Annotated in this window: 17 protein-coding genes and 2 other annotated features (1 of these 19 running past the window's edge); of the genes, 8 read left to right on the top strand and 9 right to left on the bottom strand. The window is 51.6% G+C overall.

The window, feature by feature from the left end; genetic code table 11:
• Positions 1-1,494: a putative bifunctional diguanylate cyclase/phosphodiesterase gene (locus WKR14_RS06225; protein WP_101053564.1), complete on the bottom strand. Its 1,494-nt coding sequence runs from the start codon at positions 1,492-1,494 to the stop codon at positions 1-3.
• Between the two features lie 47 nt (positions 1,495-1,541).
• Positions 1,542-2,384 carry an HDOD domain-containing protein gene (locus tag WKR14_RS06220; protein ID WP_039034241.1) on the bottom strand — a complete coding sequence of 281 codons (843 nt, stop codon included), beginning with the start codon at positions 2,382-2,384 and terminating at the stop codon, positions 1,542-1,544.
• Between the two features lie 311 nt (positions 2,385-2,695).
• Here WKR14_RS06220 and yegQ point away from each other — a divergent pair, with 311 nt between their 5' ends.
• The 3 genes from yegQ (at position 2,696) to WKR14_RS06205 (ending at position 4,789) form a co-directional block, all read left to right on the top strand.
• A complete protein-coding gene (gene yegQ, locus WKR14_RS06215) occupies positions 2,696-4,060 on the top strand; it encodes a tRNA 5-hydroxyuridine modification protein YegQ (RefSeq protein ID WP_101053562.1) in 1,365 nt (454 codons plus the stop codon).
• 269 nt (positions 4,061-4,329) lie between these two features.
• Positions 4,330-4,581 (top strand): YfhL family 4Fe-4S dicluster ferredoxin, encoded by a 252-nt coding sequence (locus WKR14_RS06210; RefSeq protein ID WP_028779037.1) that lies wholly within the window; start codon positions 4,330-4,332, stop codon positions 4,579-4,581.
• Positions 4,582-4,588: 7 nt separating this feature from the next.
• Positions 4,589-4,789, top strand: a complete 201-nt coding sequence (locus WKR14_RS06205; protein ID WP_224867401.1) for a hypothetical protein — start codon at positions 4,589-4,591, stop codon at positions 4,787-4,789.
• A gap of 91 nt (positions 4,790-4,880) precedes the next feature.
• Here WKR14_RS06205 and WKR14_RS06200 read toward each other — a convergent pair whose 3' ends face one another.
• Together WKR14_RS06200 and ltaE are read right to left on the bottom strand one after the other, a co-directional pair.
• Positions 4,881-5,249, bottom strand: coding sequence for an acyl-CoA thioesterase (locus WKR14_RS06200; RefSeq protein ID WP_025009448.1), 369 nt, complete (start codon positions 5,247-5,249; stop codon positions 4,881-4,883).
• A gap of 166 nt (positions 5,250-5,415) precedes the next feature.
• A complete protein-coding gene (ltaE, locus tag WKR14_RS06195) occupies positions 5,416-6,432 on the bottom strand; it encodes a low-specificity L-threonine aldolase (RefSeq protein WP_101053558.1) in 1,017 nt (338 codons plus the stop codon).
• 362 nt (positions 6,433-6,794) lie between these two features.
• Between ltaE and WKR14_RS06190 the strand changes: the two genes are divergently transcribed.
• A complete protein-coding gene (locus tag WKR14_RS06190) occupies positions 6,795-7,436 on the top strand; it encodes a trimeric intracellular cation channel family protein (RefSeq protein ID WP_101053556.1) in 642 nt (213 codons plus the stop codon).
• A gap of 151 nt (positions 7,437-7,587) precedes the next feature.
• Here the strand turns inward: WKR14_RS06190 and thrC are convergent, their stop codons facing one another.
• The 3 genes from thrC to thrA are packed head-to-tail and all read right to left on the bottom strand — an operon-like array spanning position 7,588 to position 12,331.
• On the bottom strand, positions 7,588-8,871 hold the full coding sequence (thrC, locus tag WKR14_RS06185) for a threonine synthase (RefSeq protein ID WP_101053554.1): 1,284 nt from the start codon (positions 8,869-8,871) through the stop codon (positions 7,588-7,590).
• A gap of 38 nt (positions 8,872-8,909) precedes the next feature.
• Positions 8,910-9,869, bottom strand: a complete 960-nt coding sequence (gene thrB, locus WKR14_RS06180; protein WP_208191977.1) for a homoserine kinase — start codon at positions 9,867-9,869, stop codon at positions 8,910-8,912.
• Positions 9,866-12,331, bottom strand: coding sequence for a bifunctional aspartate kinase/homoserine dehydrogenase I (thrA, locus tag WKR14_RS06175; RefSeq protein ID WP_339087521.1), 2,466 nt, complete (start codon positions 12,329-12,331; stop codon positions 9,866-9,868). Before thrA ends, thrB begins: the two co-directional genes overlap by 4 nt.
• A gap of 34 nt (positions 12,332-12,365) precedes the next feature.
• Positions 12,366-12,486, bottom strand: a sequence feature (Thr leader region).
• 478 nt (positions 12,487-12,964) lie between these two features.
• Between thrA and slyD the strand changes: the two genes are divergently transcribed.
• Positions 12,965-13,576 carry a peptidylprolyl isomerase gene (slyD, locus tag WKR14_RS06170; RefSeq protein ID WP_101053548.1) on the top strand — a complete coding sequence of 204 codons (612 nt, stop codon included), beginning with the start codon at positions 12,965-12,967 and terminating at the stop codon, positions 13,574-13,576.
• A gap of 153 nt (positions 13,577-13,729) precedes the next feature.
• The gene (locus WKR14_RS06165; protein WP_101053546.1) at positions 13,730-14,110 is read left to right on the top strand and encodes a hypothetical protein; all 381 of its coding nucleotides are present in this window, start codon (positions 13,730-13,732) and stop codon (positions 14,108-14,110) included.
• A gap of 1 nt (position 14,111) precedes the next feature.
• Here WKR14_RS06165 and trpR read toward each other — a convergent pair whose 3' ends face one another.
• Positions 14,112-14,387: a trp operon repressor gene (gene trpR, locus WKR14_RS06160; RefSeq protein ID WP_101053544.1), complete on the bottom strand. Its 276-nt coding sequence runs from the start codon at positions 14,385-14,387 to the stop codon at positions 14,112-14,114.
• A gap of 197 nt (positions 14,388-14,584) precedes the next feature.
• Between trpR and WKR14_RS06155 the strand changes: the two genes are divergently transcribed.
• A complete protein-coding gene (locus WKR14_RS06155; protein WP_215774106.1) occupies positions 14,585-15,037 on the top strand; it encodes a c-type cytochrome in 453 nt (150 codons plus the stop codon).
• A gap of 72 nt (positions 15,038-15,109) precedes the next feature.
• Here the strand turns inward: WKR14_RS06155 and WKR14_RS06150 are convergent, their stop codons facing one another.
• Entirely contained in the window at positions 15,110-15,787 is a 678-nt protein-coding gene (locus WKR14_RS06150) for a cytochrome b/b6 domain-containing protein (protein ID WP_101053542.1), read from the bottom strand.
• A gap of 312 nt (positions 15,788-16,099) precedes the next feature.
• Between WKR14_RS06150 and hpf the strand changes: the two genes are divergently transcribed.
• A complete protein-coding gene (hpf, locus tag WKR14_RS06145) occupies positions 16,100-16,453 on the top strand; it encodes a ribosome hibernation-promoting factor, HPF/YfiA family (RefSeq protein WP_039034229.1) in 354 nt (117 codons plus the stop codon).
• A gap of 108 nt (positions 16,454-16,561) precedes the next feature.
• Positions 16,562-16,663: a sequence feature (Phe leader region), on the top strand; it runs 18 nt beyond the window's last position.

Below are 16,663 nucleotides of genomic sequence, written 5' to 3'. Positions count from 1 at the left end.
TCAGCCTGCTGTCTTGGCATGTATGCAGTGTTTAGCGTACCAGTACTCCAGTTCCGGCGCCGTTTTGGGTTTGGCAACAATATCTCCCTGCAGTTGGTCAGCCCCCATGGAAATTAGCACCTGTTTCAGCGCCATCGACTCTACCCCCTCGACAGTGACCTCAAACCCCAGCGACTTGGCCATCTGAATACTGGCACGCATGATATGCTTGGCATTACTGTTGCTGAGCAGCTCTTCGTTAAAGGCCTTGTCGATTTTGACTTCATCTACCGGCAGATTTTTCAAATAGGCCAGCGACGAGTGCCCGGTACCAAAATCATCTATCGCCAGGCGAATATCCAGTTGCCGCAGCCGCTCCAGGATTTTTATCGCCTGCTCGAGGTCGGCCATCAGGCTGCTCTCGGTGATCTCTATCGCCAGCACATCACCCGGCAACTGGTATTCTTGCAATTGACGTTCAATCTCCTGCAGCATGCAGCCGTTGTTGAGGTCCTGCGCCGAGAGGTTAAGTGCAATTCGCACTTTAAAGCCACCACTGCGCCACTTACGCTGCTGTAGCATCACCTGCTCCAGCGCCCAATGACTCACCAGGCCTATCATGCCGGAATACTCAGCCAACGGAATAAACTCGGCCGGAGAAATGGCGCCGAATTTCGGATGTTCCCAGCGAATAAGCGCTTCGACCTGGCGACAAAGGCCGCTGTTCACCTCTTCTTTGGCCTGGTAAACCAGATACAACTGACCTGTCTTCAACGCCTTGGGCAGACTGTTGATGATCTCCAGCTCGCGCATTTGGATACTGTCTTCACCCGTCTGATAACCGGCCAGCAGATCACGGCTATTGCGGGCCTTTTTCAGCGCCAGATCCAGGCGGCGCAACATCAAGCTGAGATTGGTATGATGAGCATGTAAATCCAGATAACCCATCTGAATGCGAATACTTACAGGCGTACCGTCAATATCAAAAGGCACCTGCAACCTGCCCCGCAGCCGATGAAGATCTTCTTCTGTCTGTTGCTGCTCAAAGTACAGCAGAAACTCATCTTCATTCATTCGCGCCAATAACCTGGGCCCATGTTGCAACCCCAGCAGGCGGTCTGCCATCTGCTTGAGCAGCTGATCACCAAAGGCAAAGCCAAACAGGTCATTGACGTAACGGAAACGGTAGATGTCCAGCAGCACCATGGTGCCCTGTTGCAACGGCATCAAGGCGGTAACGCTGCGCTTGAGCCCTACCCGATTGGCAAGGCCTGTGAGTTTATCTTTCCCCACGGGAGGCGGAAGCGCCTGCAGCAACTTCTCCAGACTATTAACCAAATCATAAAATGCGACCGGCACCCAAGGCAGTTCGAGTGGTGCGCGGGCTTTTATCTGATTATCGAGTTGCATGCCAAGCCGCTTGATAAAGCGACGTTCTTTTTGGCGCTGGCGGCGCCACAAAAGGAGAATAAACACAGTAATTAACGCGATAGAAAGCAACCATGGGCCTATCATCAAAGTGGTATTCTCCCGTGAACAACAAAGATGGGTTAATTCAATACTTACTCATAGCTTTGCTTGATTGAATGATATTTATCCAGAAACTCATCACAGCCAAGTAGTTCGGCACTGACGGGTAGACCTCTGTCAACAAAGACTTCCAAACGCTGCTCAAGCTCGGCGCCGGCTCGTAACTCACCGGTATAGAAGGCCGCCGAACGAATAAAATCCAAGTAAGTCACATGATCCGGCAGATAGGGCAGATCGGCCCAGCGTTCGACCACTTCCATCACATCCGGGGCAAAGTCCCAGCTCTTGAGTACCGCCCGCCCTATGGGCCCTTGCATCTTGCGCACCAAGGCTCTTAGCTGATCTATGCTGCCAAAAAGCTCGGGGTGTGCCTCGGCCTCGGTCAGTACCGGCAAGGCACCTATATTGTGCACCAGGCCCGCCAGGGTCAAAGTATCATAATTCAGGCCGCTGCCCGGATGGGTCTTGTTATAGATAAGTAACATGGCGCCGGCCGCAGCGGTAACATCTATTGATGTGCGCCACACTTCGTCCATGACTTCCCACACCATTTCGTTGGTGGAAATAAACAGCTGCTCCATGGCGATAGAGGTAGCGATGGATTTTATCTGCGCCAAGCCTATACGGGTCACCGCGCTGTTGATGTTTTCCGCCGGGATCCCCCGGCTGTAGAAAGCACTATTGGCTACCTTGATCATACGCGCCGATATGGCGGCATCCTGACCTATGATATCGGCAACCTCCCTCAGGCTTGAATCGGGACGACTGACGACTTCCTGCACCCGCATGGCCACTTCCGGCAAAGTGGGTAGCACCAGGGTATCGTTCTTGAGTTTCCGCAACAAACCAACCAAGAGTTGATGTTCGGTAGACATGCACTCTCCAATGTAAAAAAACTGTTCAAATACTGTGACTCAGTATATCAGCAACCCCGGCGGCCGCGAGCGTAAAAAAGCGTCAAGTGATGTTGACTGCCACTAAAATTCAACCAAGTAACAACTTGCCGGGATTGAAGACCTCGTAATGGCTTGCCAAGTTGAGCCATTCAGGCAATTTTAAATGGCCAAAGTTTACTGATTGGTAACCCGGGGCGGGGATATTTGATAGCCCGGCCCTAATTGAGTAAAATGCCGCCCCTGCTGCCAAGTCGCGCAACCGCCGGACTGCCGTTAATTGAGAGTAAATTATGTTTAAACCAGAGCTTCTGTCTCCCGCCGGGACCCTGAAAAATATGCGTTATGCCTTTGCCTATGGTGCAGATGCCGTATATGCAGGCCAACCCAGATACAGCTTAAGGGTACGTAACAACGACTTTAAGATGGAAAATCTGGCTACGGGTATTCAGGAAGCCCATGCTCTGGGCAAGAAACTCTATGTGGTCAGCAATATCGCTCCCCACAATGCCAAGCTCAAGACCTATATCAAGGACATGGAGCCTGTGGTCGCCATGCAGCCGGATGCCCTTATCATGTCAGATCCCGGTCTCATCATGATGGTTCGTGAAGCCTTTCCCGAGCAGGTGGTACACCTTTCGGTACAGGCCAACGCCATCAACTGGGCCTCGGTCAAATTCTGGCAGTCCCAGGGGATTAAACGCGTGATCCTCTCCCGCGAGCTGTCACTGGATGAAATCGAAGAGATCCGTCAGCGTTGCCCGGACATAGAGCTGGAAGTGTTTGTTCACGGCGCACTGTGCATGGCCTATTCCGGCCGTTGCCTGTTGTCCGGCTATATCAATAAGCGCGACCCTAACCAAGGCACCTGCACCAACGCCTGCCGCTGGAAGTATGATGCCCACGAGGCCAAGGAAAATGAAACCGGCGACATAGTCGCAGTCAATCCGGTGCAGATAGAGCAGCCGACTTTAGGCCAGGGCCCAAGCAGCGATCAGATTTTCCTGCTGCAGGAGGCCAACCGCCCCGGCGAATATATGCCGGCCTTCGAAGACGAGCACGGCACCTACATAATGAACTCCAAAGATCTGCGCGCCATTCAGCATGTAGAGCGCCTGAGCCGTATCGGCGTGGATTCATTGAAGATTGAAGGCCGCACCAAGTCCTTCTACTACGTGGCGCGCACGGCGCAGCTTTACCGTCAGGCCATAGACGATGCCGCAGCCGGAAAAGACTTCGACCGCAGCCTGATGAACCGCCTGGAAGGCTTGGCTCACAGGGGCTACACCGAGGGCTTCTTGCGCCGTCATGTTCACGATGAGTACCAGAACTACGAATACGGCCACTCTATCAGTGACAACCAGCAGTTTGTCGGTGAGTTTACCGGTAAGCGTAACGCCGAAGGCCTGGCCGAAATCGAAGTGAAGAACAAGTTTTTGCTGGGTGACAGCCTGGAGATGATGACACCGCAAGGCAACATCAACCTGACATTGGAAAGTTTGCAAAACCGTAAGGGCGAAGCCGTTGAGGCAGGTTTAGGATCGGGCCATACTGTCTATATGCCGGTACCGGCCGATTTGGAACTGGACTCGGCCATCTTGCTGCGTAACTTGCCGGAAGGAACTGATACCCGCAATCCACACGCCGCAACCAAGTGAATCCTGTCTTCCTGAGTATGTTCTCAACCTTTACACGAAAGGCTGCCTTCAGGCAGTCTTTCGTTTTACGCAAGCCATAGTGCTCTATAACAATCCCTTTGTAGCCATGCACACTGGTTATCAATAATAGTGCTGCCGACAGGTGCTCCCCCTATGATAAAATCTGTGTTATGACTTAGCTTGAGCGCCACTTGCCACTATTTTTGTGCGCCAAGCATTGAACGAAAACCTGCAAGACAGGATAAGTAATTTCGAGGAAAGACAAGGCAATGGCCTTAATCATTGATGACAGCTGCATTAACTGCGATATGTGTGAGCCCGAGTGTCCCAACCAAGCCATCACTATGGGTGAAGAGATCTATGAAATAGATCCGGCGCGCTGCACCGAATGTGTTGGCCACTATGACAACCCAACCTGTGTTTCTGTCTGCCCTATAGACTGTATCGACAAGGATCCCGAACATCAGGAAACCCAAGACGAATTGCTGGTAAAATACGCTCAATTGACCGGCAAGCTATAAGGATAAAATGATGAAAACATTACTGCTTCTTGTTGCATTACTTAGTCTTGGCGCCTGTGCCGAGCTCAAGGAAACCGGCCGTACCATAGGCCACACCACCAGAGACGTGACCAAGGAGATAGGCCACACCACCCGGGATGTGACCCGTGAAATCGGCCACGCCTCCCGTGATGCCGCCAAATCGGTCAAGGAAGAATTGAAAAACTGAGCCATCACGCCCAAGAAATTCAAGCCCTTTCTCGCCAGCCAACCGGGCAAAGCTCAGCCTGGTTGGCAAGCGCATTCAAACATTAGAGTTATCAAGCGGCATTGGCCCGCATACCGTGAGGCACGGGCAAGCCGGCTTCATTCACATTGACGAAGACCATCTTGTCAATGCTGACAATAGGCGCCAGATTCAGTTTATTGCGCACTTCGCAGCGAATGGTGATGGAAGTATGCCCCAGGCTGATAAGCTCAAGGCCAAATTCAATCACATCCCCAAGCTTTGCCGGGGTCATAAAGTTGATTTCCGAGATAAGCTTGGTCACATGGCTGACACTCTTCATCTGGCATGCGGCGAAGATGGCCGCTTCCTCATCAATCCAGCTCATCAACTGTCCACCGAACAAGGCTCCCGCCGGGTTGAGATGTTCGTGTTTAACCAAACGCCGACTGTAGTATTTCATGTTTGCGTCCTCGCATTCGCCTATGATTGAAATTCGCACTTGAACTAAAGCAAATTGGACGCCAAACATTCAATCAATATAATTCAATAAGTTACACCAAACTTATGCTCATAAATACCATTGCGATGCACCAGGATAACTCCTGCTGCACCCTAATGGACCGTGCTCAAACCTGGCTGAGCACCCGTTTGAAGGCCTGCAGAGTCTTGTCGATATCAGCAGCGCTGATATCTTTGTGAGTCACCAGGCGTAGTTGCCGAGCGCCGCTGATACGCACTCCTTCCTGCAACAAGCCTTTGACCAGAGCTTCAATATCCACTTCATCGGCCAAAGTGGCAAACACCATATTGGTTTGTACCTGGCTCATATCCAATGCCAACTCTTCCAACTGACTCAAACCTTCGGCCAAAGCCTTGGCATTGGCGTGATCTTCCGCCAAACGCGCCACCTGCTCAGTCAAGGCCAGCTCGGCTGCCGCAGCCAGAATACCGGCCTGGCGCATTCCGCCACCCAGCATCTTCCGCCAGCGACGCGCCTTATTAATAAGCCGCTCATCTCCGAGTAATAAAGAGCCAACCGGTGCCGCTAACCCCTTGGATAGACAGATAGATACCGAGTCGAAATATTGGGTTATATCGGCTATCTCCAACCCCTGCGCCACAGCAGCATTGGCCACCCGTGCGCCATCAAGATGGATTTTCAAACCGTGATTGAAGGCCAACTGCTGCGCCTTGGCCAGGTATTCCTGTGGCAATACCTTTCCACCTATGGTGTTTTCCAGGCTTAATAGACGGGTGCGGGCAAAGTGAAAATCATCGGGTTTGATGGCAGCGCGAATATCTTCGAGCGCTATGCTGCCGTCGGCCTGATTATTCAGTGGTTGAGGCTGAATACTGCCTAACACGGCCGCGCCACCGCCTTCAAACTTGTAATTGTGGGCTTGTTGGCCACACAGGTATTCATCGCCCCGCTCGCAGTGGGACATGAGTGCCAACAGGTTGGCCTGAGTGCCCGAGCTGGTAAACAAGGCACTGTCAAAGCCGAACATCTCGGCGGCCATGGCTTCCAGGCGGTTAACCGTCGGGTCATCTCCGTAGACGTCATCGCCTACCTGCGCGGCCGCCATGGCCTGGCGCATCGCGGCAGTAGGTTGAGTCACGGTATCGCTTCTGAAATCTATCATCTCTCCCCCATATCACATCCAGTTGCCCCGCATTAAGATACATGGGGCCAAAACACTCTAGCGCCGCTCGGCTTGACTGTACAGCACCAGGAGAGCAAAGCTAAATAACTGGACTTTTTACCAAATTGATACCTCCAAACAGCCCAAACAAAACGAGAGAAAGACAAGCGCACACATTAATCAGTAATCCTCATGCAAAGTAAAAAATAAAACCATTTAAAATCATAAAACTAAAAATTTATAACCTAAGCAAACCAAATAATACATAAATAAAACTAATCCAAATATTTAAATAAAATAACTGTTAAACTGCGGTATTTTCCGGCAGAATTCTGATCCTCTGTCATTTTGATGCGAATATTATGCAAGAAGCTCAGTTTATCGCCATACTTTGGCTGATTGGTGTACTGGCCGAAGCAATGACCGGCGCCTTGGCGGCGGGTAAAAAACAGATGGATCTCTTTGGCGTGGTAATTATAGGTTGTGCTACCGCCATAGGCGGCGGCACGCTCAGAGACATGCTATTGGGTAACTACCCGCTGATCTGGGTAGAAAACTGGCATTATCTGGTGGCTATCGGCTTTGCTTCACTGCTAACTGTGATAATCGCCCCTGTGATGCGTTACCTGTCAAAGCTGTTTCTGGCAATCGATGCCCTTGGACTGGCTGTGTTTTCCATTGTCGGAGCCCAAAAGACCCTGCTGCTGGGTTTCAGTCCCGTAGTGGCTGTGGTAATGGGTGTGGTTACCGGGGTTTTCGGCGGTATTATTCGCGACATTCTCTGTAATCAGATGCCGCTGATCTTTCGCAAGGAGCTGTACGCAGTGATCTCCATCATCACTGCCGGGCTCTATGTATTTTTGTCGCAATGGCAACTGGCAGAATGGCTAAATCTCAGCCTGTGTCTCACTCTGGGGTTCAGTTTGAGGATGCTGGCTATTAAGTATCACTGGGCCATGCCAACTTTCGACTACCAAACCGGCTCAGATCCACACCTGGATTGATCATACACTTGGCAGATACTGCCAAGCCAAACACAGATCCAACGTATTGTTTTATCTATTGGATCTGTATTGATTCGCCTACAGCTGTAGATGTTTCACCTAACCCTTGATTTGGGAGGCCTATTTGACCTCCAAAACCAAGCTCTAATCCCTAATCCAATACCGAAAACATATGCTGTTTAAGGCTATCAAAATCGGCCGGCAGAACAGCCGAAAGCAGCGGCTTATCAGCCACCCTTTGCAATGCCTCTGGCAGTGGCAGACAGGTGTTCAACTCGCGGTCGACCACATCCTTGAATTTGGCCGGATGTGCGGTTGCCAGAAAAATCCCCTGCTCTTCATCCTGCAGTGACAAACGCAGTGCCTCGGCGGCCACCGCTGCATGGGGCTCTGCCAGATAACCTGTCTGCTCAAGCGCTAACATGGCCTGACGGGTTTGCCCCTCGGAAAGCGCCAAGCCGGACAAGTCAGACAGCGGCCATTTCATCTCGGCAAAAATCGCTTCCACTCTGGGCCAGTTGCTCGGCTCGGACACATCCATGGCGTTGGACATGGTCGCAACAGTTTGCCGCGGCGCCCAATCACCAAAACTCAAATAGCGCGGTACAGTATCATTGCTGTTGGTGGCCGCCACAAAGCGCTTGATGGGCAATCCCATGGCTTTGGCCAGCAGACCCGCGGTCAGGTTACCGAAGTTACCACTGGGGACACTGACAACCGGCGCCGATTGATGCAGCTTTCTATGCTGGGCGACCGCTTCAAAGTAATAACAGATCTGCGCCAGCAAACGGCTGATATTGATGGAGTTGGCCGAGTTCAGGTGCAAACCGTCACGAATATCACTGTCTTCAAAGGCCTGCTTGACCAAATGCTGACAGGCATCGAAGTCGGCTTCGACCGCGACTGTGTGAATATTGCCGCCCAGAGTGGCAAACATCTTCTCCTGCAACTCACTGATCTTGCCTTTGGGATAGAGCACCATCACCCGCACCTTATCCAGGCCAAAGAAGGCATCGGCCACCGCCGCGCCTGTATCCCCGGAGGTCGCGGTCAAAATGGTCAGCGGCTCTGAGCCGCCAAGCTGGTTGAGACACTGAGCCATAAAACGGGCACCGAAGTCTTTGAAAGCCAAGGTTGGCCCATGAAACAGCTCCAGACAACTGCGCTGCGCATCCACCTGCACCAGCGGCAGAGGGAAATTAAACGCTTGCTCCACCAGTTTGTCGACACAGTCCTGCCCCAGTTCATCGGCGAGCCAGGCGCCGAGTATCTGCTTGCTGCGCTCGACAAAAGGCAGAGCCAACAAGGCATCGACATCTGCCAGTTTCGGGATCCGGGTTGGGAAAAAGAGCCCTCGGTCCATGCCAAGACCCAGCTTGAGCGCTTCAGTAAAACTTACCCGCTGTGCCGGGTGCTTGAGGTTATAGAGTTCCATATTGATGCCTTAAATTCTTTTTTGGATGAAAACGCGTTTCAGGACAATACCCGGGTGCCTTGCATATCCAGGCGGCAGATGTGAGCAAAGCCGCCCGCTTCGGTTAAATAGTGTTGTTCCAGGTAGCGTTTGGCCTGCTCGGCGCGGGCCAGATCGCCGCTGATGGAAAACAGGGTTGGGCCGCTGCCGGAAATCCCGGTGGCCAACATACCCAGCTCAGACAATCCGCGCCGCGCCGCCAGATACCCTGGGATAGCCTCGGCCCGATAGGGTTCGGCCAACACATCTTTCAACACAGTCAACGCCAGCGCCTCATCCTGGCGATAACAGGCATGAACAAAGGCACTGAGATTGCGGCCAAATTCTATGCAGGTTCCCTTGTCATATTGGTTCGGCATCAAGGCGCGCATGGACGCTGTCGATAATGAAATCCCGGGATAGGCCACCAACCAATACCAGGAATCAAAGGCCGGCAAGGGCTCGCAGATACGCCCGGGTAAATCCAGCATCAGTTGTAATCCACCCAAGTAGCAAGGCGCCACGTTGTCATAGTGCACCGAGCCGCTGATCTCCCCTTCAAAACGCCCCATCAACCCCAGCAAGGCCTGCTCATCATAGGGACGGCCGAAATATTCATTGAGACCATAGAGCGCCGCCACCACTGAGCTGGCACTGGAACCAAGGCCGCTGCCTACCGGCAGGTTCTTGGACAAGGTCAAGGAAACGCCTTGATTGATCCCGGCCTCACCTAGGAAAAACTCGGCGCAGCGATAGACAATATTCTGTTGCGGCTCCTGTGGCAGCTTATGAGCCCAGGGGCCAAGTTGAGTCAGAGAAACGCCGCAAGACGCGGCGCCCACTGTAACTGTATCCCCCAGTAAACTGCCATCAATGGGGGCCAGTGCGGCGCCCAGCAAATCGAAGCCGACACCGACATTTCCCATAGAGGCGGGCGCATAGACAGTCACAGGTGCATTGGCGGGAATAAACTGACTCATGCGCTGACCTCCCGAGTCCAGTTGAGGGTTCTGAGTAAGTCGGCAAACACCCCGGCGGCCGTCACCTCAGTACCGGCACCATAGCCTCTGAGTACAAAGGGGATCGGCTGGTAGTAGCGGCTGTAGAAAGCCAGTGCATTCTCACCACCTTTGACGCTGAACAGGGGATCATCGGCCGCCACTTCGGCGATACGCACCCTGCAACCTGACTCATCTATCTGGCCGACATAACGCAGGCGTTTACCCTTGGCATGGGCGGCAGCGACTCGCTCGGCAACGGCCGCATCCAGCAGTGGCAGAGCCGCCATAAACTGGGCTACATCGCCTGATGCATCGAAGTCATCCGGCAAGACAGACTCCACCTGAATATCATCCAGCTCCAGCGGCAAGCCCACTTCCCGTGCCAAAATCAACACCTTGCGCGCTACATCCATACCATTGAGATCGTCCCTGGGGTCCGGCTCGGTGAAGCACTTTTCCCGGGCTATAGCCGTGGCCTGTGACAGACTCATCCCCTCATCCAGCATACCGAAGATAAACGACAGCGAACCCGAGAGTATCCCCTGGAAACGCAGCAGCTTATCACCGGCAAACAGCAACTTTTTCAGGTTATCGATAACCGGCAAACCGGCGCCGACATTGGTTTCATAAAGGAACTGGCGCCGCTGGGCCAGCGCGGTTTGCCGCAGCGCGCGGTAAAAAGCCAACTCACGGGTATTGGCCTTCTTGTTGGGTGTCACCACGTGCAAACCGGCATTCATCACATCCAGATAACGGCCGGCAATGACATCCGAAGAGGTGCAATCCAGCAATACGGGATTGAGTAACTGCTGCTCCTTGGCCCAGGCCAACATCTGTGTCAGATCAAAGGCGACGGGCGAATCGTTGAGCCTTGACTGCCAATCGGCAAGGGAGATACCGGCGGCGTCGAGCAACATCTTGCCTGAGTTGGCGATGGCGCAAACCCGAATACTAATATGTTGCCCTTTGAGCATGGCTTCCTGCTGTTTTATCTGCTCCAGCAAGCCTGTGCCAATGTTACCGGCGCCAACTAGGAAGACATCGAGATACTGCTGCACATCGAAAAAGCCCTGATGGCAGGCTGCTACCGCATGACGCGTCTTGCGCTGCTCGACCACGGCAGAAATGGAGCGCTCGGACGAGCCCTGGGCAATGGCGATGATATTGACACTGGCCTGGGCCAGGGCCTGAAAGAAGCGCGCAGCCACACCCTTATGGGTACGCATACCGTCACCTATCAGGGACACTATCGCCAGTTGATCCCGCATCTCCAGCGGCTCCAACAGTTCACTCTTGAGCTCTAGTTCAAACTCCTGCTCCAGCGCCCACTTGACTCTGGGGGCATCCAAAGTGGCCACACAGAAACTGATGCTGTACTCACTGGAGCTTTGAGTGATCAGCGATACCGAAACCTTGGCTCTGGCGATGGACTCCAAAATACGCGACGCCATCCCCACCATGCCTTTCATTCCCGGGCCTGAGACGTTGAACATGGTTTGGTTATCCAGATTGGAAATCGCCTTGACCTGCAACCCGGTCTGATCCGGCTGATTGGATACCAGAGTGCCCGGCGCTTTGGGGTTAAAGCTGTTTTTGATGTAGCACGGGATTTGGAACTGGGCTATGGGCGAAATGGTCTTGGGGTGCAGCACCTTGGCGCCAAAATAGGAGAGCTCCATTGCCTCTTGGTAACTGAGCTGGGAGAGCAGCTTGGCATCGGCAACCACCCGGGGGTCGGTATTGTATACCCCATCGACATCTGTCCAGATTTCGCAGCTGTCGGCATCCAGACAAGCAGCCAAAACTGCGGCCGAATAATCCGAACCATTGCGTCCCAGAGTCACCACCTTGCCATCGGCACCGGCAGCGGTAAACCCCGGCATGACCCACACTCTCTGCTCATCGAGTTTAAGCAACGCAAATCTGGGCTTACTGACAGCGATATCCACCACAGACTCCAATGGTGTGCCGACGCCGAGGAATAATTCTCTCGGGTCGAGTAAACCGGCACTGACTCCCTTGGCCTTGAGCACTTCAACCATCAAGGCTGCGGAGAGTCGCTCACCAGCCACCAGGATCTCGGCCCGCACACTGTCAGGACACTCCCCCAGAAGCTGAACCCCAGCCAATTTTGCCCGCCAACTCGCCAACTGTTGTGCCAATACCTTCTTCAGCTGTTGTCTGGCTTCCTCTGCAAAAGATACAGATGCATCGGCATACAAAGCTTCAAATACCTCAGCCACCTTGGCAAGAGCCTCGTCGACATCCCCCTTTGCCAATACCATATCAACCATGGCCAACAGATTGTTGGTTACGGTTGCCGGAGCCGACAGCACTGTGGCCACTTGCTCTTCTCTGGCACTGGTCAGAACAATTTCTGCTGCCATTTCAAACCTTTGCCAGTTTGCCAGCGAGGTACCGCCGAACTTCATCACTTTCATCTGTCTCTCCTTTAAATACCGCGCCCGCCCAGGAAACAAAAAAGCCCGCTCCTTGGTGGGAGCGGGCTTCTTGTTTGCAATTCTTCAGGGTATAGTCAGCCCGCCCCCACACTGGTAATGGTGGTGGTTGTAATGGTGGTAATTACAACTGAGCTTAGCTGATACATTGGGTTTCTATACTCGTTTTATTCTCTTGTGTTCAGGCCGGTTCATTCAGGAGTTTAGCTCCTTGGAATGACAGCAATGCAAACAGGATTGCTTTTTTCTGTAGCATTTGTCAAGGGGCGCTTTCATGAAAATTCTAATAAAATGCCAATCTCATTGAATAAGTCTCACCAAAGTCTGTTTTTAACTGGATAAGTATCAACAAAACTCCCTCATTATAATTAACCTTAACGTAAAGTGTATTTGGCTAAAAAGCTGAGTCTCAGCCAAGCAAGTGCAATCAAAGACACCCAAATAGAATTTTTAGAAAAGACGTTTAAAAAATAATGGCTTTTTTAGTTCCAGCCTGCCCCAAAATGTCATCTTGGCGGCAAAACTCTGTGCAACAGTTGGCATAAGCAACGCTCGGATATCGCCAGCGCGGAAAAAGCACGTTATCATGCGGCCACATTCTGAACGGGAGGCGATATGCAAATCACCCAACACAGTGCGGTTACCATTCACTACCGCCTGACTGACGCCAAGGGTCAGTTGATAGAAAGTTCTTTTGAGGCAGATCCTATGGTCTACCTCCACGGTATGGAAAACCTGATCCCGGGACTTGAAAAAGCACTGGAAGGCAAGAGCAAAGGCGATACGCTGGAAGTGACCATAGAATCTGAAGAAGCCTATGGCCCATACCATGATGGTCTGCGTCAGGAAGTTCCTCTGGAAGCCTTTGGCGATATCCAGGACATAGTACCTGGTATGCGCTTCATCGCCGAAACTGAAATGGGCCAGCGCCCGGTACAAGTGACCGAAGTACTGGACAACAGTGTTATCGTTGATGGCAACCACCCTCTGGCAGGCCAATCACTGACCTTTAATGTCGAAGTGATGGACGTGCGTGAAGCGACAGCCGAAGAGATTGCTCACGGCCATATCCACGCCCATGGCGGTTGTGGTGGTCACGGCCAGGATCACGGCGGTTGCTGTGGCGGTCATGATCACGAGCACGGCGGCTGCTGTAATTCAGATGCAGAGGAAGACGCCAAGAAAGAAGGCTGTGACGGTAACGGTGGTTGCGGCTGCCGCGGTTAATAACCAAGCAGACAGACCACCTAGCAAATTATTGCTATCAATCGAGAGTCCGGCCAATGCCGGACTCTTTGTTTATGGCACTTTAGAAAACAAGGTTGGACGTAATTCTTTGGACTAAAATCAATAGATACCCCGGATGCGAAGAAATGCCCCGTGATCTTGTCCAGATTGGTCTACGAGAGCCTGCCCTATCTGTATTTTTTGACCGGTAGCCTGGCGCTCTATTTACTCGAATCCTTGCTTGGGATCCTGGGTTCCGTTTTGCTTATATTGGCCGCGGCCCGGATTTACAACCTGCGTTCGAGTCACAGACGCAGCGATCCCAAACGCTTACGGCGGGGAGGAGTTTGGCCCGAACCCCTGTATGCAGGATTGCCTTTCCTCTGGCTGCTGTCGGGCATGCTACTGTTAAGGTTTTCCGACCAAGAAGTTTACCAGCTACTGGGGCTGCTCTTCTGTGCCTGGAGCGGCTATATTCTGAATCAGCGCCACCTCTACCGCCGCCACAAATTGCCGCGACAACCCCTGATGTAACTCAAAGGATCAAGGCTCGGATTTTTTCCTTCAGCGCTGCGGGCATATGCTTCAAATAGTTGGAACAACGGGTGATGGTTGCTATGCTCACCTCATACTCGGCCGCAATCTGCCGCTGACTCATCTCCCCTTCAAGCAATACCTGAAACACCTTCAAACGGCCGGCGATGGCATGTCTTTCATCATCGGTCAACAACAATTCAAACAGGCAGTTTAGGTCTTCGGGATTATTGTGAGCCAGTACTTTCTCCAGTACTGATATCCAATCAGGGCGCATAGCAACTCTTTCGTGTTCACGTAATGGTACGTGAACACAGTATAGCGTTGTTTTCCTGCGAAAAAAAGTCGTGTTTTAGCAGCCAGTTACTGACAAAACTTTACATGTAAACTGAAAAAGTCTACTCCCTAGGTCAAACAAAATGTGTACAATAGCCAAGCAATGTCACATTAACGCACAAACTTGTGAGAATGATAATGAAAAAATACTTACTGATGTTAGCCGCCACCGCGGCGCTTAGCGCTACAGCTGTTCAGGCCCACAACTTTGAAAGCAGCGATGATGCCATCCAGTACCGTCAGTCTGGTTTCAGCCTGATGGCCTATAACTTCGGTGATATCGGTGCCATGCTCAAAGGCAAGAAAGACTTTAACGCCGATGTTGCAGCTATGCGTGCAGCCAATGTGGCCGCCCTGGCGAAACTGCCACTGGAAGGCTTTATCGATGGTTCCGACAAAGGTGATACTGAAGCTCTGGCCAAGATTTGGGCCGACAAGGCTGACTTTGAAGCCAAGTTCAAAGAACTGCAAACCAATGCCGACGCCCTGGCTATTGCAGCCAAAGACGGCGACAAGAATGAGCTGAAAAAAGCCTTCGGTGCCGTTGGCAAGAGTTGCAAAGGCTGCCACGACGTATACAAAAAAGACTAATCCCTTTTAGTCATCACAATAAAAAGCCTGCATCTAGCAGGCTTTTTATTGTTTGGAAACTTACAACGAAACTTACAACATGCCTATCACTGGCATCATCAAAAAGTGCACCACAGGCACGGCGACTACCAATAAAAGCACCAATGCCAGTATCAAAGAGGCAAACCTGGGTTGCTGCGCTTCTGCAGCCGGTAAGCGCTTATAGCCACTGAACATTGCCCCCACCAGCTTTTCACCTTTGAAGCGGTGCAGCAAGACGGCGGCCACATGAATACCGGCAAGGATCAATAAAAGATCGAAATTCTTCTTGTGTAACCAGGTAAACCAACTAGCGGTTTCACCGCTGACATAAGAAACCAAGGGCCCTTCGGTAAATATCTCATCTGTGGCAAACAAACCCGACACCAATTGCAAGCTGATTATGACCAGTAAAAGTACCACCATATAACCCCCAAGAGGGTTATGCCCTAAAGAATGAGGAGCCTGCTTGGCCCGCATCTTGGCAAGATAATCCAATGCCTGACGGGGATGACGGACAAAATGACTGAAACGGGCAGTGTCGCTACCGATAAAGCCCCAAATAAGCCGTACCACCAACAAGATCATCAGACTATAGGCGAACAACTGGTGATAGCTCATCTCGCCCTGATCGGCACTCCACCACAGCCCGCCCAAGAGCAGCAACATGCCCCAATGAAACACCCGCACAGGTATATCCCAGACCTTCACTTTAACTTCGTTGTTATTCATAAAGTACTTCCTGTTATCACCCGTTTTGGCCCGAACGGCATAAGGGTAAAGAGTTGTAGATAATACACATGATGATATTTAAAGCGACGGGAGGAGGCAATCGGAAAGGACTGATACTCAGTGATCTCATCAAATATGGCCCTTTATCAACCAGGGTTCAAGACTTTTCAGGGCAAAATAATCCAAACTTGTCTAAGTGATCAAATAAGTGACAAACGCTCTCTGACTCGCCACAAATATTGATTTAGATCACATTTTTAAGTCTGGGGATTGTTAATCTGAAACCAAGGAAGCAACAGAGGGTTTGACAATATGCTAAAGATCACCAGCAAGCAATTTGAAGTCACAGCTGCCATCCGTGAACGTGTTGAGAGCCGCCTTACCAAACTGGACCGTTACGATACTCAGCTGATTAATCCCCATGTCATCATCCTCAAAGAAGGGCCACTCTTTAAAATAGAAGCATCAATAAAACTGGCCAACGGACAACTTTTTGCCCAGGCGAAACATGAAAATCTCTACGCAGCCATAAATGCAATGGGACAAAAGCTGGAAAAACAGCTCAATCGCCTGACCCACAAACCCGCAGCTCAGCGTGGTGCCTTTGAACCCGAAGCCACCGAACCTGAGTTCGAATACGATTACAAGGAGGACTACGCAGCTTGATATTTCAATCTCCCACTAACCAGCGCACCTTCGGGTGCGCTTTTCATTGTTTAACCCAAAGATTTTTTGATTGACAGCTCTAAGGGATAGATTTAGCTTAAATGTCATGAAAAACCTCAATCGCTCATTTTTTATTTTCTTTTTTACACCTCATTCCCGGAGGCGGCCCTGACGTGTAAAAACGAAAATGAAAATTGCCAAGCCTCCCAC

It is taken from the genome of Shewanella chilikensis, from assembly GCF_037953065.1.
GTDB lineage: Bacteria > Pseudomonadota > Gammaproteobacteria > Enterobacterales > Shewanellaceae > Shewanella > Shewanella chilikensis.
This window is presented reverse-complemented; position numbering and strand designations above follow the sequence as displayed.